We start from the raw sequence: 23996 nt of genomic DNA, 5'->3' as shown, positions 1-23996 counted from the left end.
CCTGGTATCACGACTCTAGGCTCACTACTTCCCGGAGGGGCTGTTCTCACCGCCCCCTTGCCCTTGAGGGTCTATCCAATGAGTCAGGTACAACCACCCTATTTTTTTCCTGAAGTCCTGCGCAGTGGCTGGAAGGAACGCGAACGCGAACGCCACTTCGGCATCAATGCCAACGACAGGAGTTTTCTGCGCAATCTGCCTTTGAGCAGCAATGAGGTGCGGCGCAAGCAGACTCCGCCCATGATCGCCCAGTCGCTCTGGCTGAATAAAAACAGCCCGGCGGCCCTGGAGCTGGTCGGCAGTTTCATGATGAGTTCAACCGGCACCTACACAAGCGCCTTCCTCTACACGCCGTATCGCGGACTGGAAAAATTCGACGGTCGGGCACTATTACTCAGCGCGCTGACTGAACGCCTCAAAACGCCGGCCAAAGCCGATGAGCTCTTGCAGTTCATTGCTCTGGGTATACGTTCGGGATTGAAGCTGGACACCCCCCTGGTGCTGACACCCGTGGATATTGAGGGCGATGTATTCGACGAACAGAAAAAATCCCTGAACCATCAACAAACGCTCAACCTGCAAGCCGTGCTCGCCGAGCTGGTGAAATTGCCCAACCTCGACACAATGCTACAAGCGCTGCTTAGATCCGTGTTTTACCCACTCTTCCCCAGGCTTGACCCCAACCGGACCCAAGTCAATTTTTTCAAATTGCCGCCCACCGAACGGGAACCACGGCAATGGGTCAATTCGCTGTCGATCAGCGAAGCGCTCTTGATGCTTTACCGTCAGCAAGCCTGGCCGGTAGGGCAAACCCGCGAGTTCTTCCATCCCCAATCCACCACCGCCTCCAACAACGCAGCAGGCTGGGAAGACGGCCTTAAACAGGCATCAGAACAATTATCGTCGTTCTTGCAAAATGCCCTTGAGACGTTCTGGAACACCGAGCTACCAAACGGTGCCTCGCGTCGCACATTCCTGGCGCAAACCATGGCGCACAAGGCCCGAGTCGATCTATTGCTCAAGCGCCAGAGTGAAATCATTACGCCTGAACAAGCCGATCAACTAGCCGCGCTCTATCGACCAAACGGCGCGCCGCGCACTCAAGCCAGTGACGGATTACGCTTCGAGACGGTGCGGTTCTGGGAGCATCCGACTCATTTCGTTGAGCTAACCAGTTCGGTGATGATCGCCAATGCGCATACCTTGTTTTACTCGCCGCCCAAGGGGTTGCAGGTACTGGCCGATCACGATGACTTGATCAAGGCCTTGAAGGCTGTGGTCAAGGCGCCCGCCTACGAAGAGGATGCCTACAACTTCCTATCACTGGAGGAGCGCCTGTTGTTTATCGGTTTTACCCAACCGTCGGTGAGCGGCAACCTCATTGTCGGCAACGTGTTTGAACACCTGATGGAGGGCATCATCGACAAACAACGACAGAACCTGATCTACGTCCTCGGCCAATTCCGCCGTGAACATGGCGATATCAACCTCTCGGCACTGCTGGATCACGCCATGGATGTGCGCTTCATGGTCGATGACAAGCTCTTGACGCTGGACACTGCACACCGCTGGACCACCCACTCAGTGTTGGCTGACCCTCTGCGGCCCATTTCGGTCGCCGCTAAACGAGCGGAGCAACTGCATAAACAGCTAATTGATATCCCACTCGCGCTGGAAAATCTGATCAAACCATTGCCGTCCATCATGACCCCGCTGGCCGATGCCTTGGCAAGTCACGAACGACAGGCACTCGACCCGGTGCGGGTGTTCATCAATCGCTACACCGAAGAGGCGGCCCCCTACCCTATCGTGGCACCACTGGAAAGCCAAAGCCTGGAGGATCACTTCCTCGAGCGTCTGGCCGAAGGGGTTGGCCCGGTGCCTGAAACCCGGCATTACGGCGTTTACAAGCCAGACCACACTGCCTATGGGCAAGAACTGTCTCACGTGGACGTCAAAACGCTCAATCAGATCGTCAATCAAGTGTTGGCTCATTACAAAGAGCATGACATCTACGACATCCCCCGCAAACACCTCCAGGACGTGCTGCCGCAGATGGGGATCATGATGTCCAGCGCGATGCGCAACCAGGCCCACCTGCGACGCCTCAACAAGACACTGGACGCCCGGGACGACGCCATCATTCAAGCCGTGTTTGACCCCTTCAACCCTGACCGTCGTCGACGGGAGGACCTGGAAGGGTTTATCCCGGATGTCTATCGCATCACCGTCCAACGCGATGAAGAAGAACCGCGTCACAACCTGGCCAATTGCTTGATGATCACCGAGCGCGGCGGACTGGATCACCACCATTCCGGCCACGCGATTCTCTGGACGCCGGCCTGGGGCCTGGAAACCTTCGTGTCTCCAGCCGTGGCAGAACAGCAACTTGAGGAGCGCCTGAAAGACCCCACCGCATGCTTGGCACTGTTGGAAAATCTTGATCCGCGTCTACGCCAGCCGCATACCAACTACACCCTGGGGGCATTCTGGCTGATCACCGAACCGATCAGCGAAAACCGCCAGCAGTCCTGGATCGACCACTACATCGCCCAACGGGCCCATTGGCTGGCACAGAAACCCACCGGCAAAGCACTATTGAAGCTTATGGCGGTGATGCCTAGCCCTGTCCTTGGAGGGGCTGCACAGCTCGCCCATCATTTTGTCGCACAACGCTCGCTACCCGCCTGGCTGGGCATGGCAAGCCCTGCTGAACAGCAGCACCATGCTGAGCTACTTGAGCAATATCGCCTCAATACCCAGGATGAAAAAGACTATCTGTATGAGTTTTTATCGCTACGCCAGCAGGCTCACGACAAGCTGAGCGACATGCTGGTGGGTTATTCCGTTGACCCGCAAGACGTCTTTATCACGCCACGGCTCGCCTTGGGCGGTCCACGACAGAACCTTATCGACTACGCCCTGGCTCACATCAACGAGCAGGTAAGTTCCTTTATCGTGGAGGCTGGCGCAACGCGACTGACCGAATCGACGATCCGGCAACTCTTGCTCAAATTGAACATCGCCCAGGTCGCTCACGACTACCTGAAAGAGAAACTGGCCCCCGACCAACCAGGCGCACTGTTGCGTGAGCTGCGTTTTATTCGGCAATTACCGTGGCAGCTGTTGCAACACGCCCATGCACTGAAACTGCAAGAGCGGCTATCGGAGACTGGCTACAACCTGATTCGGCAGGTCGTCGACATGCCAGACGCCATCGCACGGGCCACGATCGCAGGTGCCAATGCGACCATTCGTCCCCTTGAGATGATCGCCACACCAGGCGCGAGCATCGTCAAGGCGCTTGGGCTTTACGTGATCAGCGCAGGCGCCACTGGGCCGTTGATTCTCTACGCGCCTTACTACCCAGGCCAGTGCTTCATAGAGTTTGAAAACCTTGCGCAGTTTCTCAGCCATCTGAATGTACCTGGCAAACTGCAAGACTGGATCACTGCCCATCTACCGGTTGCTGACAAGGCGAAATATAAAAATCTACTGGCCAGCACCGCAGGTACCACCTCCGAAATCACCTTGGCCAATCAACCGATCAAAGGCCACGCCTTCAAGCAGTTTTATCAGGACAACCAGGTGGTGATGGGGCAAATGCTTAAAGCTCAGCAAGCCCCCGACGAGCAGAGCCGCTGGAACACGATCAAAAGTCTCTTGAGCAGCGGCGTGCAGATCGCCGCGCAATTCTTGCCGGGGAAACTGCGGATACCGGTTCTGATCTGGCAGAGCTATAGACTGTTCAAAGACTCTGCCCAGGCCCTGCAACAGCATCATTGGCGGGATGCATTGCGTTCGTTCATTTTCGGTATTGCGACGATGGCGGGGCTGGAGCGACTGATTCGCACACCCGTGCCCAAACCTTCTCCCCCGGCGTACAAGGAGGTGCACGAAAGCGACCTGCCCCCCTCCGACACCGCCGTTGCGCCGACCGCTCTGGACATCGACGTAACCGACCCCAGACGCACTCGCCTGCAATCTCTGGAAGCCAGCCAGGTATCTTTGAAAGACTTGCAAAAGCGACCAGGCACAGGCCTCTACGCCACTGCCGACGGCAAGACGCTTTATGGAGCCGTGGAGGGCAAGGTCTATCCAATCGAGCAAGCCAAACAGCTGCGGATTGCCAGCAACGACGGCCCCCTGGTGTCCAGTACTGTCCAAAAACAGCTGGTGTTGGCCCCACAGAGCCACACACTGCAGTACGGCAAAGCGCTCTCGCGGCTGGGCAATTATTATGTCACCCGGCACACCGCCAAGACGGTAATGAACATCGACGCCACCGGCATGGACGAGATTCGTCAGCTTTACCCAACCAAGGCCCGGCAGATTATCGAAGCACTCGATATCGCGCGAACTTATGCATTCCGTGCGATGCATAACCTGGTGCAACTGCGACACCTGACTCCCGGCACTCGCTTGGAGGGGTTCCTGAAGCAGATGTTTGACGTCAACAGTGTGGATGACGGCATTCTGCAAAAGGTGCGAAACACCCTCATCCCTCTGTGCAAAGCCTTGGTAGATCCCGACCTTGACGGGTGGGACACCTCACGTTTCGTAGTCGGCTCGAGCGGTGATCCCAACCAGAAGGTGATTGCGTTCACCATCGCCAGCGACAGGACAAAACAGGTGTTTTTTACTGAGTTGTTCTTTGATCAACAACTGGAGGAGTATGCGAACCTGTTGACTGAAGCGTTCGACATTGACGGCCATGCGCGAGCAGCCACACTGATTCACGAATTCGCCCATATCTACGGGCGCGCCGAAGACATCGCGAGCACAGAAGCCCGGCTGCCGTTTGCGGACCTGATCGAAACCCTGACGGCTAAAGGCAGGGCAGCACAAAACTGGTTGCAGGGTGTCCAACGCGACGCATTGTCATTGGGCACGCCACGTCATCGGCTGTTCTCACGCTGGAATTCTTTCCTAGGTATATGGGAGAGCATGGACTCCGACAGCTCGGAGGACCGCACCTTCAAAGCCGTCAAGGAAATTACATCCAGCCCGACTGTCGACGCGGCCCGTGATGCGTTTTTGGATGCCGCATCACCCGACAAGCGCATCGACACGATTCTTCGCAACGCCGACTCCATTGCCAGGCTTATTTGTGAAATGGGCCGCGTACTCGACCCTGCACAGGGCGCACCTTGAATGTCACGGCAACGCATGGGAGCAGGGAGCCCGAGCGGGCTCCCGGCAGGCAGCGTCAGTCTTTCTGATCGCGCAGGATATTGCCCGATGCGCCATCAATGCGCGCTTCATAGACCGTGCCATCGGACTTGCGCCCTTTGACTTCCCAATAGCCATTGTCGTCGGCTTCGGCAGCGTAGACTTCCACGTAGCCCGCCTTGGTCTTGGCGACTTCGATGGCCTTTTCAATGGTAATCCAGCCCGCGCCCGGTTTATCAGCCAGGGCGGCGCCAGCACTGAGCAGAGCGGTGGTTGCACACAACGCGACTAAGGTTTTCTTCAGCATTTTCGTTCTCCATGGTGGGAATGTCCTGAGTTTTTTAGGTGCTCTCAAACGAGAATAAGTTCCAATTGATGTGCAATCGCCATGACGGCTGTTCTCGCCACCCGCGTGCGGAGGTTAGAATGTGGGAAATCAGGATGAGTCAATGACCGAAAAGTCCCTTTCAGAAGCCGAATACGACGCCATCACCGACGCTGCTGCGCATTGGTGCATGCGCCTGCACGCGGGTGATTGCACCACGGGTGAACGTCAGGCTTTTGCACAATGGCACGACTCCCACCCGCTGCATGCCTTTGAATACGCGGCGATGCTGGAGATCTGGGACGTTGCCGACCACCTCCCCCGCAACGAACCCACGCCGGTCGTGGTGCCGTTCAAACCCCGCAGCCGCTTACGCACCTACGCCGTGGCAGCGGCGATCTGCCTGGCCGTCCTACCCTTGGCAGCCTTTACCGGGTGGGAAGCCGGCTGGCTGCCCAGTTCCTATGAACGCTACGATGCCGCCACTGGTCTGCGCCAGATCACCTTGGGTGATGGCAGCCAGGTGGAGCTGAACCTGGGCACCGAACTGGTCTACAGCAACTACAAGGACCAGCGCCGTATCACGCTGAAAAAAGGTGAAGCGTTCTTCAAAGTCAGCCATGACAGCGCCCACCCCTTTATCGTGCACGCTGGCGAAGGCCAGGTGCGGGTGACGGGCACTCAGTTCAACGTGTGGAAGTATGAAGACCAGGTGCGCGTGATGCTGCTCGAAGGCTCGGTGCAGATATCCAGCGACAAGGTGCATGGCAGCGTGCCGCTCACCCCCGGCATGCAGGCCAACTACCAACAAGGCGATGCCACGCCACGCGTAAGGGCGATCACGCCGAACGACACCGCGCTGGCCTGGCGCCAAGGCAAGCTGATCCTCGACAACCTGGCCCTGGCCGACGCGTTGCCGCTGATCAACCGCTACCTGAGCAAACCGGTGATGCTGGCCGACGCCAACACCGGCACGATTCGCATCGGCGGCATCTACAACATCAACGAGGTCAACAACCTCGTGCCCTCCCTGCCCAAGGTTTTGCCGGTCTACCTGACCCAGAACCAGGACGGCAACCCCGTACTCAACGCCATCCCGCGTAAAACGCCGAAAGGCTGAGCCGCTGCCCACAGCTGTGGGCTTCGCCACGCCTGAAGTGTCCGTTTTTTTAACACCCCCCTGCCCTGAGGCGCCCATGCGTAGCGCATTCATCGTTTCGTCATCGGTGGTGTTACAGCGCTGATACAACCGAGTGAAGCGTTTGCGCAGTGCCTGGAGAGGTGCGAATGGCTGGGGTGCTGTTTCATGCCTGAAACAGCGTTGCGATCACTTTGCCCATCAATATCTTCAACACCTTGAATAACAAAACAAAATAAAAAGCGGCACGGCTTCTGCTCTATCCCTTACAGCGCTGTTTAGGGTCAGCGCGAAGAATAAGGAATGCCGCCGTGATGACACTCACTCAAGGTTCGATGCAGGTACTGCTGATCAGCTGCGTACTCAGCGCCAGCATCAGTGTTCCAGCCCTGGCGGGTGACGGCGTGATCGTGACGGGCCGAGACGTACAAGGCCACATGTATGGCCGAGCCTCCTTTGGCCCCGACCCTTATCCCCAGACCGCCAATGCCAATCCCAGCCGAGAAATCATTGGCGCCCTGTCGGGCGAGTTGAGTGACCGTGACTTCGGAAACATCAATAGCGGCTTGGGCATCACTCGGGCCATGCAGCCCAACGGCAACCTCACCGGCTTGAGTGCCACACAAAACAGTATGTCCACCCTGGGCGCTGGCGCAGCCGCCAGCCGCTCGGGTGGCAGCGGCAGCATGGGCGGTCAGATCAGCGACTCGATCCAGCGTGGCCTTGCGCCCCTCAACAACATCGGCAGCATGATGGGGGGCAAATAATGAACCGTCCCCTTCTCCTGTTGGCCCTGCTGGGCAGCACCGCGGTAATGGCGGACAACACCGCAGTGATCAACAACAGCGGTAAAGACTACCGCGGCAACCTGATGGTCAACCAGGCCGCGGGCAATCAGCAGCAAACCGCCAACAACCGCGCCGTCGCGCTCGGCGGCCAGGCCACCACCAGCAATATCCAAAGGATGGACGGCAACGTCGACCCTTCCCTGAACGCCAACGCGGCGATCGAGGGCACTTCTTTCAGCAATGGCAACGGCATGTTGGGCATCAACCAGTCCGCCGGGGCCAACAACCAATTAGTCAATGCCGTGCGGATCAGCGTCAACCCTGGCCCGCAAAGCATCGACGACAGCGTCCTGTTGCAACAGAACACGACGACGCTGGCAACCGACTCAGGGCTCACCCCCACCACTGGCAGCCGCCAGGTCGTGACAAGCGACCAGGCCTTCACCGGCAGCCGAGGAGTGATTCAGGTGAACCAGAGTGCCGGGGTGGGGAACCGAGTGGCTAACACCCTGGGCATCACTATCAAGTAACCGCTTGGTAGCACTAGTTAGACCGTACCAACACTTAACCAACTAATTAGAAGCAAGGAGAAACACCATGAAACCTCAAATGGCCCTGAAACCAATGGTTTTCGCTCTCGCCGCACTCATGGCTGCTGCTGCTCAAGCAGGTGGCTGGCACCCTGCGCCTCAACCAACCGGTGTGGTTGCCTCCGTGGTTACGGATGTGCAAAACAGCGCCGGCAACAAATTCGACGATACCAAAACCGAAAATAACAGCTCAGCTGATAACTCGGTCAACAGCAACAGCGGTAACGTCGGTGTAAACATTCAATCCGGCAGTGGTAACCAGGCGGACAACTCTGGCGCCATCTCCAGCGCTAAAGGCGACTTCTTGACCGTGTTTGCCGTAGTCGATGTGAATCAAAACAGCGGTCTGAACAACTTCGTCAACAAAGGCACGCAAAACAACGCCTCCCTGGATAACTCCGTTAATCGTAACTCCGGCAACGTGGGTTACAACGGCCAGGCCGGTCAAGGCAACCAAGGCAAAAACAACCTGGCAATCACCACCGCTGATGGCAAAAACATCGCAGCGGCTGCCAACACCGAGCAAAACTCGCTCGCCAACAACTACCTCAACACCGCTGCCACCGGGTACGGCCATCATGGCGGCAAACCTCAATACGTTTCGAACAACGCCAGTGCTGACAACTCGATCAACAACAACTCCGGCAACATCGGTGTGAACCTGCAATCTGGTGCAGGCAACCAAGCCAGCAACAGCCTCTCGGTAGGCCAAGGTTGCAGCGTCTGCAGCAGCGGCGTGCGCTTCTGATCCAACGGGGCCTTGGCAACAAGGCCCTTTTTATTTCAGTGTCCATCAGGTCAGACGATCATGCGCCTCGCGACCCTCACCCTCTTGATGCTGCTCACCGGCCCGACCTGGGCAGGCACCATGGCGATCTCCGCCATGCCTGGCGGTGCAGTCATCTTCAAGAAGGTCGAGAGTATCCGTGAACGCCGGTTCGCGAACCTGGTGGAACAGAAAACCGATTTCAGCTGCGGTGCTGCGGCACTCGCCACCATTCTGCGCCAGGGTTATTGGCTGGATGTCGACGAAGACCACGTCATCAAAGGCATGCTGGTCAATGCAGACCAGGACCTGGTACGTACCCAGGGCTTCTCCATGCTGGACATGAAGCGCTACCTCGAAAGCATCGGCATGCGTGCCCGGGGCTACAAGATCGGGCCAGACACGCTGGCTACCGTGAAGATCCCTGTGGTGGTGTTGCTGGAGATTCGTGGCTACAAGCATTTCGTGGTACTTCAGCGCGCGGACAAGGATTGGGTCTATATCGGCGACCCGGTACTGGGCCACAAGCGCTACTCACATGACGACTTCATTAAAGGTTGGAATGGCATCGTCTTCGCCGTGCTGGGTGAAGGTTACGACAAGGCCAACGCCCTGCTCGACCCACCCATGCCGCTGACCGCCAAGAACCAGTTGAATGAGTTCAGGCCCGTAGGCGATGCCGAGCTGATGGACTTCGGTTTCATCCAGAGCGACTTCTTCTAAGAAGCGCAATAAGGGGCAGGACGCTCCAGGAGCAAAAGATGAACACTTCCCGTTGGCTGACGGTCTTGTGTCTGGCAGCCTCAATGCCCGCTTATGCTTCATCGGCATTCAAGCCGATCGAACTCAAGGACTCGGAAATGGCCGAGCTGCGCGGTCGTTATGTGATGCCGGGGCGGATTATCAGCTTTGGTATTGTCATGAGCAGCACCTGGACCAATGCCGTGGGTGACACCATTACCGGCAAGGCCAGCATGCAAGTCGACTCCTCCACCATCACCCCTCAATTTTACGTGCAGACCACCGGTTCAACAGGTACGGGCACCCCTTCGAACACTGGCACCGGTAACGTCAGCGGAGGCGCCGGCCTGGGCACCGGCACAGGCGTGACCCAAAGCGTGCGCGCTGCCGGCGACGGCAACACCGCCTACAACAATGTCGGCATTAACGTCACCGAGAACGGCTTCGCGCCCTCCAACGCTGTGCAATCCGGACAAGTGCTGGTTGCCGGCGGCACCGTCACCGGTGACAGCGCCGCAGGCCGGGTGAGTGTGTCGGCCAACAATGGCGGCTTGCAGATGGCGATCCAGGGCAACCACAACCAAGGCAATAGCCTCCAGCAGATTGGCGGCGGCCAGGTGCTGCAAGGCACCGTATTGACGGGTGACAGAAACTTCGTCAGCAACATGACGCAACTCAATGTGGTGATGAATAACGGGCTGAACAACCCGGCATTGAATTGCAATCTGGATCAACTCAAAGGCCTACGCACTCTCGGTTATTGAACTACGCTGACCCTCGACACTTACGCATTAGAAAAGGACGGCTTATTTCATGCATCGATCGTTATCACTACGTGCGGTGGTCTGTTTAAGTACGCTCTTGCCCGCATCCGTTCTGTATGCTGCGCCGGACGCCGATATCGAGACTCTCAAACAGGAGCTTCTGGAACTCAAGCAGCGTTACGAAGTGCAGCAAAAAGCCTTGGCAGTATTGGAGCAACGGGTGCGTCAGGTGGAAGATCAACCGGCGGCCCCACCACCGAAACGCCTGGCCAAATCCCCAGCGGACTTCCAGAAAGCCAGCGGCGCCACCGTCGCCGGTACTGGCGCGGCAGCGGCATCCGGTGGTGCGGGCGGCGGCGGCAGTTCTTACGGCCAGTCGCTGAAGGATGATTCGGCGCCGGCGCAGAGCGTGAGCAACCTCTACAACGAAGCCAGCGGTTTCTTTGGCAACGGCAAGTTCAGCTTTGAAACCGGTATTACCTACGCGCGCTACGATGCACGCCAGCTCACGCTCAACGGTTTCCTGGCGCTGGACTCGATCTTCCTCGGCAATATCAACCTGGATCGAATCAAGGCGGATAACTGGACGCTTGACCTGACCGGTCGCTACAACGTCGACAACCGCTGGCAGTTCGACGTGAACGTGCCGGTGGTGTACCGCGAATCGACTTACCAGTCCGGCGGTGCGGGTAACAACGCCAACGCCACCTCGGAAGAGTCGGTGAGCCGCGACCCGACCATAGGCGACGTCAACTTCGGTGTGGCCTACAAGTTCCTCGACGAAACCCCCACCCTGCCGGATGCTGTGGTGTCGGTGCGCGTCAAGGCGCCGACGGGCAAAGAACCGTTCGGCATCAAGCTGGTGCGCTCAACCGCCAACGACAACCTGTACGTGCCTGAAAACCTGCCGACGGGTAATGGAGTCTGGTCGATCACGCCGGGGATCTCGCTGGTCAAGACCTTCGACCCCGCCGTGCTGTTTGGCTCGTTCTCCTACACCCACAACTTCGAAGAGTCGTTCGACGACATCAGCAGTGACGTCAACCAGAAAGTCGGCGGCAAAGTCAGCCTGGGTGACAGCTTCCAACTGGGTGTCGGCGTGGCCTTTGCGCTGAACGAGAAGATGAGTATGTCGTTTTCGGTCTCCGACCTGATCCAGCGTAAAAGCAAGCTCAAGCCCAATGGCGGGGACTGGCAGTCGGTGGTGTCCAGCGATGCCAACGCCGGTTACTTCAACGTGGGCATGACGATTGCGGCGTCGGATAATCTGACGATTGTGCCGAACCTGGCGATCGGGATGACGGATGATGCGCCGGACTTTACGTTTAGTCTGAAATTCCCTTACTACTTCTAGCGGCCTCAAGATCACAATTGCCGACAGCAAAAGGAAAAGCCCCGCAACGATAAGGGTCGTTGCGGGGCTTTTCGGTTTACCCGCCCTAGCGGATCTGGTGTTTGTGCAGCAACCGGTAGAACGTGGGCCGGGAAACCCCTAGGACACGCGCGGCAACACTCAGGTTGTCGCTGTGCCGGTTGAGCACGTCGCACAGCGCCTGGCGCTCGGCGCGGTGTTTATAGTCTTCCAGTGTAGCCATCGGCGGCGAAATTGCCTGTTGGCCGTGCAATCCCAGATCAACGGCTTCTATCTGGCGCCCTTCGGCCAGCACCAGGCCGCGACGGACGCGGTTGGCCAGCTCGCGGACGTTACCCGGCCAGGCGTGTTCACCCATTGCCACCAGCGCATCGGCGCTGAAGCTGCGCGGGCGGCGGCCGGTCTCCTGGCTGTAGAAACGTGAGAAGTGATTGGCCAGCATCGCCACGTCGCCATGGCGATCACGCAACGGCGCCGTGACCACTTGCAGGACATTGAGGCGGTAGTACAGATCTTCGCGAAAGGTGCCCTTCTCTACCGCTGTCTCCAGGTCGACGTGAGTGGCCGCCAATACCCGCACATCCACGGGAATCGGTTGGCTGCCGCCGACGCGTTCAATTTGTTTCTCCTGCAGAAACCGCAGCAGATTGGCCTGCAATTCCATCGGTAAATCGCCGATTTCATCGAGGAACAACGTGCCACCGTTGGCGGCCTCGATACGCCCGACCTTACGCTGATGGGCGCCGGTAAATGCGCCCTTTTCATGCCCGAACAATTCCGATTGGATCAAGTGTTCAGGAATCGCCCCGCAATTGATCGCCACAAACGGCTTGGCGTGACGCTGGGATTGACGATGCAGGGTCTTGGCCACCAATTCTTTACCGGTACCGCTGTCGCCGCGGATCAACACCGGAGATTCAGTGGGTGCAAGCTTGGACAATAACTTGCGCAGTTCGCGGATCGGTCGACTGTCCCCCAGCAACTCGTGCTCGGGCTCATCCACCGGCATATGGCCCTTGCCCCGCAGGCGTGCCATGCCGAACGCGCGGCCCAGGGTGACCTGCACACGGGCCACATCGAAGGGCAAGGTATGGAAATCGAAAAACCATTCGCAGACGAAGTCACCCACGTTCTGCAGGCGGAGCACGTCCTGGCTGAGTACGGCGATCCATTCAGTGCCGCTGCGGCCGATCAGTTCCTTGACCGCTTCCGGACGCTCCAGGTGGTAGGGCTGCAGGCGCAGCAGCCCGACATCGCAGGATCGGTCGCCCACGGCCTCCAGCGTACAGCTGTCCACCTCCCACCCGGCGGTGCGCAAACCAGGCAATAGCCCATGGCAGTCGTCACAGGGGTCGACCACGAGCAAGCGACGCTGCACAGGTGTAACGACCATGACTATTCCTTGGCGTCAAAATTGTTAAAGTTATTTAGAAACAACGGTTTGTGACGCCTGGCGCTAACACTAGCAAGGTCTTGACGCCGACCTTGTACCGTTTCGCTATAAGCCTCGGCAAAAAGCAATCTGTGCGTGTTTACGCAAAAAAGTTACGCGACACCGAAACTTTCATTCAGCTTTCAAAACAGCCGCTTACATGACATTAATCACTAAACATCGAAAATAGTTGCTCTAACATGTGACCCGTACCCCGCCATCGTGCATCAGTACAAGTAACCCGCCGCACGGTCAGCCCAACCGCCGGCACTCACTTGAATGGGCAATGAGAGAGAACCCCACATGAACGCCCCGCTCCGCATCAACGAAGCTCTTTTGATCGCAGACCGTGCCTTCCAGCCCTTTCAGTGCGTGGCCTGGCATGACGGCAATGGCGCCCTCAGCCTGAGCGTCATCGACCGCACCAACAATCGTATCGGTAGCAAACAATTGTCGTCGAGTACCTATAGCGACCCGGCGCAGTTGGAAAACTTGCTGTTGCAAGCCCGCGCCGAGCTCGATAAAGATGGCCACCAGTTGCAATCCTGGGCAATGCCGAAGTAATCCAACACGGCAACTTGCGCTGATCGGTTTAGAGAGGCGCAAGTTCAGTGTTAGTCCGCGTAAAGCTTATTGAGCGGCCAGAATAAACCGCTCGATTGCTTCTGCCGCGCCGTCATCGACATTACTGCCCGTTACCACGCTGGCCTGGCGCTTGACGGCTTCTTCCGCCTGGCCCATGGCAATCGACAACCCGGCGACATGAAACATGGCCGGGTCATTGCCGCCATCACCGATAGCTGCCGTCTGTTCCATGGGAACGCCAAGGTGCGCCGCCAAGGTCTTCAAGGCCTCGCCCTTGTTGGCCAGCATCGCCGTCACGTCCAGGTAAACCGGTTGCGAACGCGATACCTGAGCCAGCCCCCGCACCTTAGGCTGCAGCTGCGCTTCCAGCTCCACCAGCAATTGCGTGTTGTTGCTGGCCGCGACGATTTTGTCCACACGCTCCAGGTAGGGTTCGAAACTCTCTACCACAATCGGCCCATAGCCCAAGCCATCGGCTTCGCGCTTCATCATCGGCCCTGGCGGGTCGCGGCGCAGCCAGTCACCGTCGGCAAACACCCAGACTTCCACATCCGGCTCTGCTGAAAACAGCGCCAGCGTGACCAGCGCCGCTTCAGCCGGCAGATGATGGGCAACCAGAATGCTGCCGTCCGGGTTGATCAAGGTGCCGCCATTAAAGCCTGCCACCGGGACATCAATACCAAATGTCTCGATCAGATGCAGCATGGCCTTGGGCGGCCGCCCACTGGCCAGGCTGAAAAACACCCCCGCCTCACGCAATGCACGAACAGCATCGATGGTGCGCTGGCTAAGCCTGTGATCCGGATGCAGCAAGGTGCCGTCCACATCACTGAGAATAAAACGGACGGGATGAATCGCCGCGTCACTCATCCGAGGCTATGCCAGGTACGGCCGTCACGGGCCAGCAAGGCGTCGGCGGCAGCCGGACCATCTTCACCGGCCTTATAGGCCTGGATTCCGTCGTCTTCCTTCCATGCATCCAGGAATGGCTGCACCGCACGCCAGCCGTTCTCGATGTTGTCCGCACGCTGGAACAAGGTCTGGTCGCCGGTCATGCAGTCGTAGATCAGGGTTTCATACCCCGTCGATGGCTGCATTTCGAAGAAGTCCTTGTAGGCAAAACCCAACTGGATATTGGCCATGTCCAGGGTCGGCCCAGGCTTTTTCGCCAACAGGTCAAACCACATGCCTTCATTAGGCTGGATCTGGATTTTCAGGTAGGTGGGCTTTAGCTCATCCACTTCGGTATCGCGAAATTGCGCGTACGGGGCAGGCTTGAAGCAGATGACGATCTCGGTGTCACGCACACTCATACGCTTGCCGGTGCGCAGGTAGAATGGCACACCGACCCAGCGCCAGTTGTCGATCATCACCTTGAGGGCGACGAAGGTTTCGGTGCTGCTGTCGGGCGCTACGTTGGCTTCTTCGCGGTAACCCGGCAGTTGCTTGCCGCCGATTTCACCGGCGGTGTACTGCCCGCGTACCGAGTTGGCCCGCGCATCTTCGAGGGACCAGGGGCGCACCGCACCAATAACCTTGGCCTTTTCACCGCGTACGGCATCGGCGCCAAAGGCAGCGGGCGGCTCCATCGCCACCATCGCCAGCAACTGGAACAGGTGATTGGGCACCATGTCGCGCAGGGTGCCGGTCTTCTCGAAGAAGTTGCCACGGGTTTCAACGCCGACGGTTTCAGCGGCGGTGATTTGCACGTGGTCGATGTAATGATTGTTCCAGAAGGCTTCGAACAGCACGTTGGAGAAACGGCTGATCAGGATGTTCTGTACCGTTTCCTTGCCCAGGTAATGGTCGATGCGATAGATCTGCTTCTCGCTCATCACCTTGAGCAGGCTGGCATTCAGCGCCTCGGCGGTAGCCAGGTCTGAGCCGAAGGGCTTCTCGATGACCACACGACGGAAGCTGTCGTCGGTTTCCGTCAGCAGGCCGGCACTGCCCAGGCGCTGCACTACGTCACTGAAGAAGCGCGGCGCAGTGGCCAGGTAGAACACGGCGTTGCCGGTGCCACTGTCGGCAATTTTCTTGCCGATGTCCGCATAGGTGCTGTCGTCGAGGAAGTCGCCCTCGACGTAGCTGATGCCTTTGGCCAATTGCGCCCACAACTGCGGGTCCAGGGCGTTTTCGCCATTGCCCTTGACCTTGCTCGCCGCTTCGGTGCGGATGAAGTCTTCAAGTTTCTTGGCGAAGTCCGCATCACTGATGGCGTTGTGATCAACGCCGACAATGCGCAGGCCATCGCCCAGAAGGCCATCCCGGCTGAGGTTGTACAGCGCCGGCATGAGCAGGCGCTTGACAAGATCACCATGGGCACCAAACAGAAACAGTGTGGTGGGCGGAGCAGGTTCGGCCTTGGGTTTCTTGCCGTTGGCGGTCATTTTTTGGAAGTCTCCACGTGGCCGCCAAAGCCGAAGCGCATGGCTGAGAGCATTTTGTCGCCGTAGGTGCTTTGCTGGCGCGAGCGGAAGCGTGCGAACAGCGAGGTAGACAGTACTGGCACCGGCACGGCTTGTTCCATGGCGGCTTCGATGGTCCAGCGGCCTTCGCCACTGTCGGCCACGGAACCCGAGTAACCATCGAGTTTCGGATCGGTCGCCAGGGCATCCGCGGTCAGGTCGAGCAGCCAGGACGAAACCACGCTGCCACGGCGCCAGACTTCAGCGATATCGGCCACATTCAGGTCGAAGCGCTGGTCTTCCGGCAGGTTCTCCGAGTTCTTGGTCTTGAGGATGTCAAAACCTTCGGCAAACGCCTGCATCATCCCGTACTCGATGCCATTGTGGATCATCTTGACGAAATGCCCGGAACCCGCAGGACCGGCATGGATATAGCCCTGCTCGGCGCGCGGGTCAGCGCTGTCTGAACGGTCCTTGGTACGCGGGATGTTGCCCAGGCCCGGGGCCAGGCTCTTGAAGATCGGGTCGAGGCGCTGCACGGTCTCGGCGTCGCCACCGATCATCATGCAGTAGCCACGCTCCAAGCCCCAGACGCCGCCGGAGGTGCCGACATCGACATAGTGCAGGCCTTTTTCCGCCAGGGCCTTGGCCCGGCGGACGTCGTCCTTATAGTTGGTGTTGCCGCCGTCGATGATTGCGTCACCGTCTTCCAGCAGCGTGCTCAATTCATTGATGGTGTCTTCGGTCGGTGCGCCGGCTGGCAGCATCACCCACACGGTGCGCGGCTTTTGCAGCCCGGCCACCAAGGCCTTGAGGTCGGCAACGCCGGTGGCGCCCTCTTCGCTCAGGCCTTTTACAAAGGCTTCGTTACGGTCGTAAACAACGGTGGTATGCCCATTGAGCATCAGGCGCCGTGCAATATTCCCGCCCATGCGGCCTAGTCCGATAATCCCCAGTTGCATGTGCTGATGCTCCTAACTACTAAAAAAATGTGTGCATAGTTTATAGCGCAATGAGGCTAATGAGGGTTAGTCCAGAGCGGATCCCTGTAGTTTCATGACAAAAAAGTAGCCATCAATTGAGCATCACGGTACAAAAAGTCACACGACCATCAAAAATAAAAAAGTTCCATTGCTCGCAAAAAGAATTCAGAATTACCCTGACTGCTGCCGAGAACCTCGACTCAAGCGTTCTGGCACACCGCGACACACCGGCTATTTGCGAGGTAAGCAATGAGCACTGCACAGATGACCCGTCCTCCACAGACCCTCTACGTCTCCATCCGACGCGACGAGTTGCGCCAGTTGAAAGACGAACGCGAACAGTTACAGCAGGAAGTCCTGCGCCTGCGTTCGCATATCATCCAGGCTCAGTTGGATCAGCCCTCCAGCGCCCAGCCTGCCCTCTGCTAAGCCCGGTCATCACTTTGTAAGATAACGGCTACGAAAATCTCACAAAGTTTTCACATGCACCTCCCGATACTCCCGCCCGAAGGGCCGCCCCATGCAAGGGCGGCCTCTGTTGCGTGCACCTCTGCGCGTCAACTGAAAAATTATCGGGTTGGAGCGCTGGATGGCGATGTTCAAACGCAGCACTGCGTCTGCGAAAGGCTTTGATTGGGCCGGTCTTGGTTGGCTGTTTCTGTTCTTCTGGTACTTCTCGGGTATTACCCAACTGCTGATCCAACTGACCGGGACCTCCGGTTTCAGTGGCTTTCGCCAAGCCTTCTTCATGAGCGCCCTGTGGCTGGCGCCCATGTTGCTGTTCCCGCGCCGTACACGCCTGCTCGCCGCGCTGATCGGCGTCGTGTTGTGGGCGTGTTCCATGGCCAGCCTGGGTTATTTCTTCATCTACCAGCAGGAATTTTCCCAAAGCGTCATCTTCATCATGTTCGAGTCGAACATCTCGGAAGCCGGTGAATACGCCACCCAGTATTTTGCCTGGTGGATCGTGCTGGCGTTCATCGCTCACACCGCCTTCGCTGTATTCCTCTGGACCCGTTTGCGCCCGGTCTATCTGCCTCGCGGTCAGTCGATGCTGGCTGCGGCGGCCATCGTGCTGGCTGTGGTGGGTTATCCGCTGGTCAAGCAGATCGCCACCAGCGACAACATGGAACAGGCCATCGATCGTTTCGAAACCCGCATCGAGCCTGCTGTGCCATGGCAGATGATTGTTGCCTATCGGCGCTACACCGAACAACTGGACAACATGCAAGGCATGCTCACCAGTGCCAGCCAGATCCCGCCCCTGAAAAACCTCAAGGACAGCATGGCCGGCCAGCCATCTACATTGGTATTGGTGATCGGCGAATCCACCAACCGCCAGCGCATGAGCCTCTACGGCTACCCGCGCAACACCACGCCCGAACTGGACAAGCTGCGCGACCAACTGGCTGTGTTCGACAACGTCATCACTCCACGCCCCTACACCATCGAAGCGTTGCAACAGGTGCTGACCTTCGCCGACGAAGAAAATCCGGATCTGTACCTCAAGACCCCGTCGATTGTCAGCGTGATGAAGCAGGCCGGCTACAAGACCTACTGGATCACCAACCAGCAGACCATGACCAAACGCAACACCATGCTCACGACCTTTTCCGAACAGGCCGACGAGCAGGTGTACCTGAACAACAACCGCAACCAGAACGCACGCCAGTACGACGGTGACGTGCTTGCCCCCTTCTCCAAGGCGCTGGCTGATCCCACCGAACGCAAGTTCATCGTGGTGCACCTCTTGGGCACTCACATGAGCTACCAGTACCGCTATCCGCCGACCTTCGACAAATTCACTGATCGCCAAGGCGTACCTGAAGGCGTCAGCGATGCGCAGTTGCCGACCTACAACAGCTACGACAATGCGGTGCTGTACAACGACTTTGTGGTGTCTAGCCTGATCAAGGACTACGCCAAGACCGACCCCAATGGTTTCCTGTTGTACCTGTCGGACCATGGCGAAGACGTCTTCGACTCCGCCGGCCACAGCACCTTGGGACGCAACGAAGGCAAGCCGACGGCGCCGATGTACACCATCCCGTTCATGGCCTATGCCTCCCCCAAATGGCGCGAAACCCACGATTGGAGTTTTGCCGGCGACCTGCAGCGCCCGTACAGCAGCTCCCAACTGATCCACACCTGGGCCGACCTGGCGGGCCTGAGTTTTGATGAGTGGGACCGTAGCAAGAGCCTGGTCAGCGACAGCTTCAAGCCTCGCCCCTTGATGATCGGCAACCCCTACGAGCGTCAACAGAAAGGCCTGATCGACTTCAGCCTGATCAAACCGAAAAAGAACACCACCGAAGTGGTACTTCAAGAGCCCTTGTAACAGAAAGATAACAATCATTCTCGTTTAGCCCTAAAGTTCCTCGCCTCCTTTCGTCTTTGAGCCAAGGCCTTCTCTTACTGAGAAGGCTGCAAAGACGACAAGGAGTCTTCCGCGATGTTCGCGCCCTTCACCCGTTCCATGACGTTCACCCTCGGCCTCTTCAGTGTGGTCGTGAGCCCGGATCTACTGGCTGAAACCGACCCCGAAAACAAAGCCCTCGAACTCGGCGCCACCAGCATCACCGCTGAAGGCCTGGGTGCCACCACCGAGCACACCGGGGCCTACACCACCAGCTCCATGAGCACCGCCACCCGGTTGAACCTGTCGGTCAAGGACACCCCGCAATCGATCTCGGTGATCACTCGCCAGCAGATGGATGATTTCAATCTCAATACACTCACCGATGCTCTGCGCCAGACCACCGGGGTGACGGTCCAACACCTGGATTCGGACCGCGCCGGCTACTCGTCGCGCGGCTACTCCATCAACAATTTCCAGGTGGATGGCATGCTCAATACCTTTGGGCGCATGAAGTCCGACTCCGACACCATCATCTACGACCGTATCGAAGTGGTGCGCGGTGCGACCGGCCTGACCACGGGTGCGGGCGATCCCTCGGCCACGGTCAACATGATCCGCAAGCGCCCGACGTCACAGTGGCAAGCCAAGACCGGCGTGAGCGGTGCCAGCCATGACAACTACTACAGCTATCTGGATGTGGGCGGCCCGCTGGCATTTGACGGACGCCTGCGCGGACGCACGGTGATGGCTTACCGCGACAGCCAATCCTTTCGCGATAATTACGCCCTGCAAAGGGAAGTCGGCTACGGCATTCTCGAGGCCGACCTGACAGACGATACCGTGGTCGCCGTAGGCTTCGACTATCAGAACAAACATGTGCAGGGCACCTCATGGGGCACACTGCCCTATTGGAACAGCGCTGGCGGCAAGGCTCGCTTGTCGCGCTCCGCCAATATGGCCACTGACTGGAGTTCCTGGCCGCTGAAGGACAAGACCACCTTTGCCTCGCTCGATCACAAACTGTCCGAGGACTGGCGCCTGAAAGCCGCCTACACCCACCGACAAAGCGATACTGATGGCAAGGTCTATTACGGCGGCGCGGGTTTCCCGAATCCGGACGGCAGCGGCATGACCGCCTGGACCAACCAGATGGTCGGCACATCGAAGATGGATGCCGTGGACTTCAACCTCGCTGGCGCCTACACACTGCTGGGCCGCGAGCATGAATTGATGGTCGGGTATGGGGAGTCGGAGCAGAGGGATTCATCGCCCTACCAGCGTTACAGCACACCCGAAGGCTACGAAACCATCCCTGACTGGCAACACATGGGCGGTATCGTCAAGTTCCCGGACCGGACCACCGGGCTCAAGGGTCCACACTCAAGCAAACAACAAAAAGCCGGGTACCTGGCCACTCGACTGAGCCTGACCGACAAGCTGCACGCGATATTGGGCAGCCGGTATGGCAGTTGGGAAATCGAAAGTACCCCTGTTGACTACGACGCCAATTACCAGCGCATCCCCCAACCCAAAACCCGCCAGACCCACAACGACATGTGGACGCCCTACGCCGGGCTACTCTACGACCTGACGCCGCAATACACGGTGTATGCCAGCTACACCGATATTTTCAACCCGCAGGACGAACGCGACGCCAGCAAGAAATACCTGGAACCGGTGGTGGGCAGCAACTACGAAATCGGCCTCAAGGGCAGCCTGCTGAACGAGCGATTGAACTTGGCCGCCGCGTACTTTTGGAGCACCCAGGATAACGTCGCCGAACTCGACAATGCCGCCCCACCCGACCCGGTCACCCGCGAGCAGTTCTACAAATCCGGTGGCAAAGGCAACAAGGTCCAGGGCTTTGAGGTCGAGGTGTCAGGCGAAGTGATGCCCGACTGGAATCTTACCGCAGGCTACACCTACACCCACTCGCTCAACGGCGATAAGCAACGAAACAACACCGATCAGCCGATGAACCTGCTGAAGATGTCGACAGCCTATCGCTTGCCCGGTGAATGGCGCGGGTTGACGGTGGGAGGCGCAGTCAATTGGCAAAGCGACTTCTACGCATTTGCCGGGCGTCCAACGGGTGGCCGCAATCAGGACGGTGACCTCATCACCACTGCGACCAAGATCACCCAGCAGGCCTACACCGTGATCAACCTGATGTCGCGCTACCAGTTCGACGAACATGTTTCGGCATCACTTAACGTCAACAATCTATTTGATAAAAAATATTACGAACGCGTCGGTTTCTATAACGGCGTGTATTGGGGCGACCCGCGTTCGATCACGCTGGCATTGGACTGGAAGCTGTAAGGCTTTTTAACCCGAAGTTAACGAAATTGTTAACTTCGGGGTTTTTTCGCGTTAATTCCTACTTAATAAACTCACGCCAAACTCGCCCCATGAATCTGATCAAGGACAGAGCGGATACCGATCACTCTTAATGGGAATATTGCCATGAAACTCTCCACTCTGGTGCTTGCCAGCCTGATGACCCTGACCTCCGCCGCAGCCTTTGCCGAAGGCGGTTCCGAGCGTTCGAAGGAGTTCTACAACAACTTCACGTTCATGCAGCAAAAGACTCACGGCACGGCTGAACAAACCGCGCAGGCTGATGGGAAGAACGTGAAGAAAGAGCCGGCCGGTCAATCCACCGCTGAGCAACAACCGAACACTTGATTCAACTGATTTAACCGCACTGCCCTTTACCATCCTGCTCCTATGGCTAAGGTGAACTTGGCGCCATTTAATTAATGGCGCCCTTTTTTTGCCTGTTATTTATTAAAGCGGTTTGCTCCAGAACAACATGCGTCCGTGGACTGGATCAAATATCGAATCATCAAAACCGAACTTGCGATAGGCCGACTGAGCCACCGCATTGCCTTCCAGCACCTCCAGGGTGATTTTGCAGCAGCCGCGCTGACGGGCAATCTCCTCGACTTTCTGCAACATTTTCTGGCTGAGCCCAAGCCCCCGAAACGTGTCCTTTACCACCACGTCGTGGACGTTGACCAGCGGACGGCAGGCAAATGTGGAAAATCCTTCAAAACAATTCACCAGCCCGGCCGGCTCTCCGCTCACAAACGCCAATACGCTGAACGCATGCGCACGCTTGGCCAATTCTGCTGGCAACTGCGCCAGCAAATCCGGATCCAGGCTGTGCCCGCCCCCCATGGGATCCTTGGCGTAATGATTGAGTAACAGCGCAATGGCTTCGGCATGCACGGCATTGGTGTAGCTGGCTTGCAGCACCAGGATGTCAGGGGTGTCCATTTCCTTCCTCGATAACGGCAACAAGGGATTCGGTTCCCTCTAAGGGCATGATTGTAAGCGTGGAAGCACCGCCAACTGAAGGAGATTAACTGCCAATAGGCGTTTGAAAACGCTGAAATTATGCCGCTAGAAAAGGCGGGACTGCCCATTCCAGGGGTTTCGTCGCACACGCCTCAGGCAAAACGCTGCAATTGCATTTCTTGCAGGCGGCTCAAAGTACGACGGAAGGGGAACTCCAGGTAACCCTCGGTATAGAGGCAATCGAGCGGGACCTGCGCCTCGATGAACAGCGGCACTTTACGGTCGTAGCACTCGTCCACCAGCGCGATAAACCGCCGCACGCTGTCATCGTGCACCGACAATTGGGGCAATTCGCGATCACCCGCCGCCACGCGCTGTGCGCCGTCTTCGGTGCCCCGGGCAATCCGGCCGGGGCGTTTTTGTGCGCTGAGGTTAGGCACTTCGCCCAGCAGGATCGCCTTGAAGCGATCGCAGATCAGCATGAAATCCATGGCTGCCAAGGGCTGCTCGCACAGATCCGCATAACGACACCACAGCACGGTATCACTGGATTGCACCGCGACAATGGAGCGATGTCCCACTGCGACAGGCCCACTGCGCACTGGCTGGCCTTCGGCCAATTGCTTGAACACACCGGCCAACGCGCAGGGCTGACTGACCCAATAGCGTTGGATACCGATACCCGGATGCAGACGGTGGTCCTCTCCCCCATCCACCGCAATCACTTGCATATGCTGTTGTATCGCCGCAATCCCCGGTAGGAACCGCTCGCGGTTGAAGCCATCGGCATAAAGCTGGTCTGGCGGTTGGTTGGAGGTGCAGACCATCACCACGCCTTCCTCGAACATCACTTGAAACAAACGCCCCAGGATGATTGCGTCACCAATGTCATTGACGAATAGCTCGTCAAAGCACAGCACCCGTACCTCACGGCTCAATTCCCGCGCAAGCGCCTGCAAAGGATCCTGCGTACCGGTCAGTTGAAACAGGCGTTGATGCACCCAGCCCATGAAGTGATGAAAATGCTGGCGGCGCGCAGGCACCTGCAGGCTTTGATAAAACTGATCCATCAGCCAGGTTTTGCCACGGCCCACCGGCCCCCACAGATAGACGCCCATGCTGGGCGCACGACCTTGGTGCAAGGCTTCATGGCAGGCTTGCAATGCTTCCACCGCGCGACGCTGGGCGTCGTCGGCCACGAAGCCTTGTTGAGCGATGGCGTGTTGGTAGGCAGCGAGGGGCGAGTCGAAAGTCATGCTCGCCAGTATGA

General features: G+C 58.0%; 20 protein-coding genes. 13 read left to right on the top strand and 7 right to left on the bottom strand.

All coding sequences use genetic code 11. The annotated features are described in order from the left end of the window. The first annotated feature begins 78 nt into the window (after positions 1 to 78). Positions 79 to 5154, top strand: coding sequence for a dermonecrotic toxin domain-containing protein (locus U367_RS0104770; protein ID WP_028615905.1), 5076 nt, complete (start codon positions 79 to 81; stop codon positions 5152 to 5154). A gap of 55 nt (positions 5155 to 5209) precedes the next feature. Here the strand turns inward: U367_RS0104770 and U367_RS0104765 are convergent, their stop codons facing one another. Further along, positions 5210 to 5479 (bottom strand): PepSY domain-containing protein, encoded by a 270-nt coding sequence (locus U367_RS0104765; protein ID WP_016979404.1) that lies wholly within the window; start codon positions 5477 to 5479, stop codon positions 5210 to 5212. 142 nt (positions 5480 to 5621) lie between these two features. On the opposite strand from U367_RS0104765, the gene U367_RS0104760 reads away from it, so the two are divergent. The 7 genes from U367_RS0104760 (at position 5622) to U367_RS0104730 (ending at position 11638) form a co-directional block, all read left to right on the top strand. Beyond that, entirely contained in the window at positions 5622 to 6617 is a 996-nt protein-coding gene (locus U367_RS0104760) for a FecR family protein (RefSeq protein ID WP_028615904.1), read from the top strand. 329 nt (positions 6618 to 6946) lie between these two features. Next, on the top strand, positions 6947 to 7402 hold the full coding sequence (locus tag U367_RS0104755) for a hypothetical protein (protein WP_028615903.1): 456 nt from the start codon (positions 6947 to 6949) through the stop codon (positions 7400 to 7402). After that, positions 7402 to 7953 (top strand): hypothetical protein, encoded by a 552-nt coding sequence (locus tag U367_RS0104750; RefSeq protein WP_028615902.1) that lies wholly within the window; start codon positions 7402 to 7404, stop codon positions 7951 to 7953. Before U367_RS0104755 ends, U367_RS0104750 begins: the two co-directional genes overlap by 1 nt. A 67-nt stretch (positions 7954 to 8020) precedes the next feature. After that, the gene (locus U367_RS0104745) at positions 8021 to 8761 is read left to right on the top strand and encodes a hypothetical protein (RefSeq protein WP_028615901.1); all 741 of its coding nucleotides are present in this window, start codon (positions 8021 to 8023) and stop codon (positions 8759 to 8761) included. Positions 8762 to 8821: 60 nt separating this feature from the next. After that, a complete protein-coding gene (locus tag U367_RS0104740; protein WP_028615900.1) occupies positions 8822 to 9502 on the top strand; it encodes a C39 family peptidase in 681 nt (226 codons plus the stop codon). A gap of 38 nt (positions 9503 to 9540) precedes the next feature. After that, the gene (locus U367_RS0104735; RefSeq protein WP_028615899.1) at positions 9541 to 10284 is read left to right on the top strand and encodes a hypothetical protein; all 744 of its coding nucleotides are present in this window, start codon (positions 9541 to 9543) and stop codon (positions 10282 to 10284) included. Positions 10285 to 10333: 49 nt separating this feature from the next. Continuing rightward, positions 10334 to 11638, top strand: coding sequence for a hypothetical protein (locus tag U367_RS0104730; RefSeq protein ID WP_028615898.1), 1305 nt, complete (start codon positions 10334 to 10336; stop codon positions 11636 to 11638). An 85-nt stretch (positions 11639 to 11723) separates the two neighbouring features. Here U367_RS0104730 and U367_RS0104725 read toward each other — a convergent pair whose 3' ends face one another. Beyond that, positions 11724 to 13049: a sigma-54 dependent transcriptional regulator gene (locus U367_RS0104725; RefSeq protein ID WP_028615897.1), complete on the bottom strand. Its 1326-nt coding sequence runs from the start codon at positions 13047 to 13049 to the stop codon at positions 11724 to 11726. A gap of 342 nt (positions 13050 to 13391) precedes the next feature. On the opposite strand from U367_RS0104725, the gene U367_RS0104720 reads away from it, so the two are divergent. Beyond that, positions 13392 to 13652, top strand: coding sequence for a hypothetical protein (locus U367_RS0104720; protein WP_028615896.1), 261 nt, complete (start codon positions 13392 to 13394; stop codon positions 13650 to 13652). A 66-nt stretch (positions 13653 to 13718) separates the two neighbouring features. On the opposite strand, the gene U367_RS0104715 is transcribed toward U367_RS0104720, so the two are convergent. From U367_RS0104715 to gnd, 3 genes are read right to left on the bottom strand one after another with little or no spacing between them, the layout of a single operon-like run. Further along, complete coding sequence (locus tag U367_RS0104715; protein ID WP_028615895.1) at positions 13719 to 14543, bottom strand: Cof-type HAD-IIB family hydrolase; 825 nt, start codon at positions 14541 to 14543, stop codon at positions 13719 to 13721. Continuing rightward, the gene (zwf, locus tag U367_RS0104710) at positions 14540 to 16063 is read right to left on the bottom strand and encodes a glucose-6-phosphate dehydrogenase (RefSeq protein WP_028615894.1); all 1524 of its coding nucleotides are present in this window, start codon (positions 16061 to 16063) and stop codon (positions 14540 to 14542) included. Before zwf ends, U367_RS0104715 begins: the two co-directional genes overlap by 4 nt. After that, on the bottom strand, positions 16060 to 17043 hold the full coding sequence (gnd, locus tag U367_RS0104705) for a phosphogluconate dehydrogenase (NAD(+)-dependent, decarboxylating) (RefSeq protein WP_021491799.1): 984 nt from the start codon (positions 17041 to 17043) through the stop codon (positions 16060 to 16062). Before gnd ends, zwf begins: the two co-directional genes overlap by 4 nt. 270 nt (positions 17044 to 17313) lie before the next feature. Here gnd and U367_RS1000000132010 point away from each other — a divergent pair, with 270 nt between their 5' ends. From U367_RS1000000132010 to U367_RS0104685, 4 genes are all read left to right on the top strand, one after another. Then, positions 17314 to 17493, top strand: a complete 180-nt coding sequence (locus tag U367_RS1000000132010) for a DUF6026 family protein (protein WP_205032473.1) — start codon at positions 17314 to 17316, stop codon at positions 17491 to 17493. Between the two features lie 160 nt (positions 17494 to 17653). After that, positions 17654 to 19402, top strand: a complete 1749-nt coding sequence (locus U367_RS0104695; protein ID WP_028615893.1) for a phosphoethanolamine transferase CptA — start codon at positions 17654 to 17656, stop codon at positions 19400 to 19402. Positions 19403 to 19516: 114 nt separating this feature from the next. Next, a complete protein-coding gene (locus tag U367_RS0104690; RefSeq protein ID WP_028615892.1) occupies positions 19517 to 21745 on the top strand; it encodes a TonB-dependent siderophore receptor in 2229 nt (742 codons plus the stop codon). A gap of 144 nt (positions 21746 to 21889) precedes the next feature. Beyond that, positions 21890 to 22111, top strand: coding sequence for a hypothetical protein (locus U367_RS0104685; protein ID WP_028615891.1), 222 nt, complete (start codon positions 21890 to 21892; stop codon positions 22109 to 22111). A 102-nt stretch (positions 22112 to 22213) separates the two neighbouring features. Here the strand turns inward: U367_RS0104685 and U367_RS0104680 are convergent, their stop codons facing one another. Both U367_RS0104680 and zapE read right to left on the bottom strand, forming a co-directional pair. Then, positions 22214 to 22705, bottom strand: coding sequence for a GNAT family N-acetyltransferase (locus U367_RS0104680; protein WP_028615890.1), 492 nt, complete (start codon positions 22703 to 22705; stop codon positions 22214 to 22216). 173 nt (positions 22706 to 22878) lie between these two features. Then, complete coding sequence (zapE, locus tag U367_RS0104675; RefSeq protein ID WP_028615889.1) at positions 22879 to 23982, bottom strand: cell division protein ZapE; 1104 nt, start codon at positions 23980 to 23982, stop codon at positions 22879 to 22881. Positions 23983 to 23996: the final 14 nt, after the last annotated feature.

This window comes from Pseudomonas canadensis (assembly GCF_000503215.1).
Classification (GTDB): domain Bacteria; phylum Pseudomonadota; class Gammaproteobacteria; order Pseudomonadales; family Pseudomonadaceae; genus Aquipseudomonas; species Aquipseudomonas canadensis.
The sequence above is the reverse complement of the archived record's forward strand: the minus strand, read 5'-3'. Positions and strand labels throughout refer to the sequence as shown.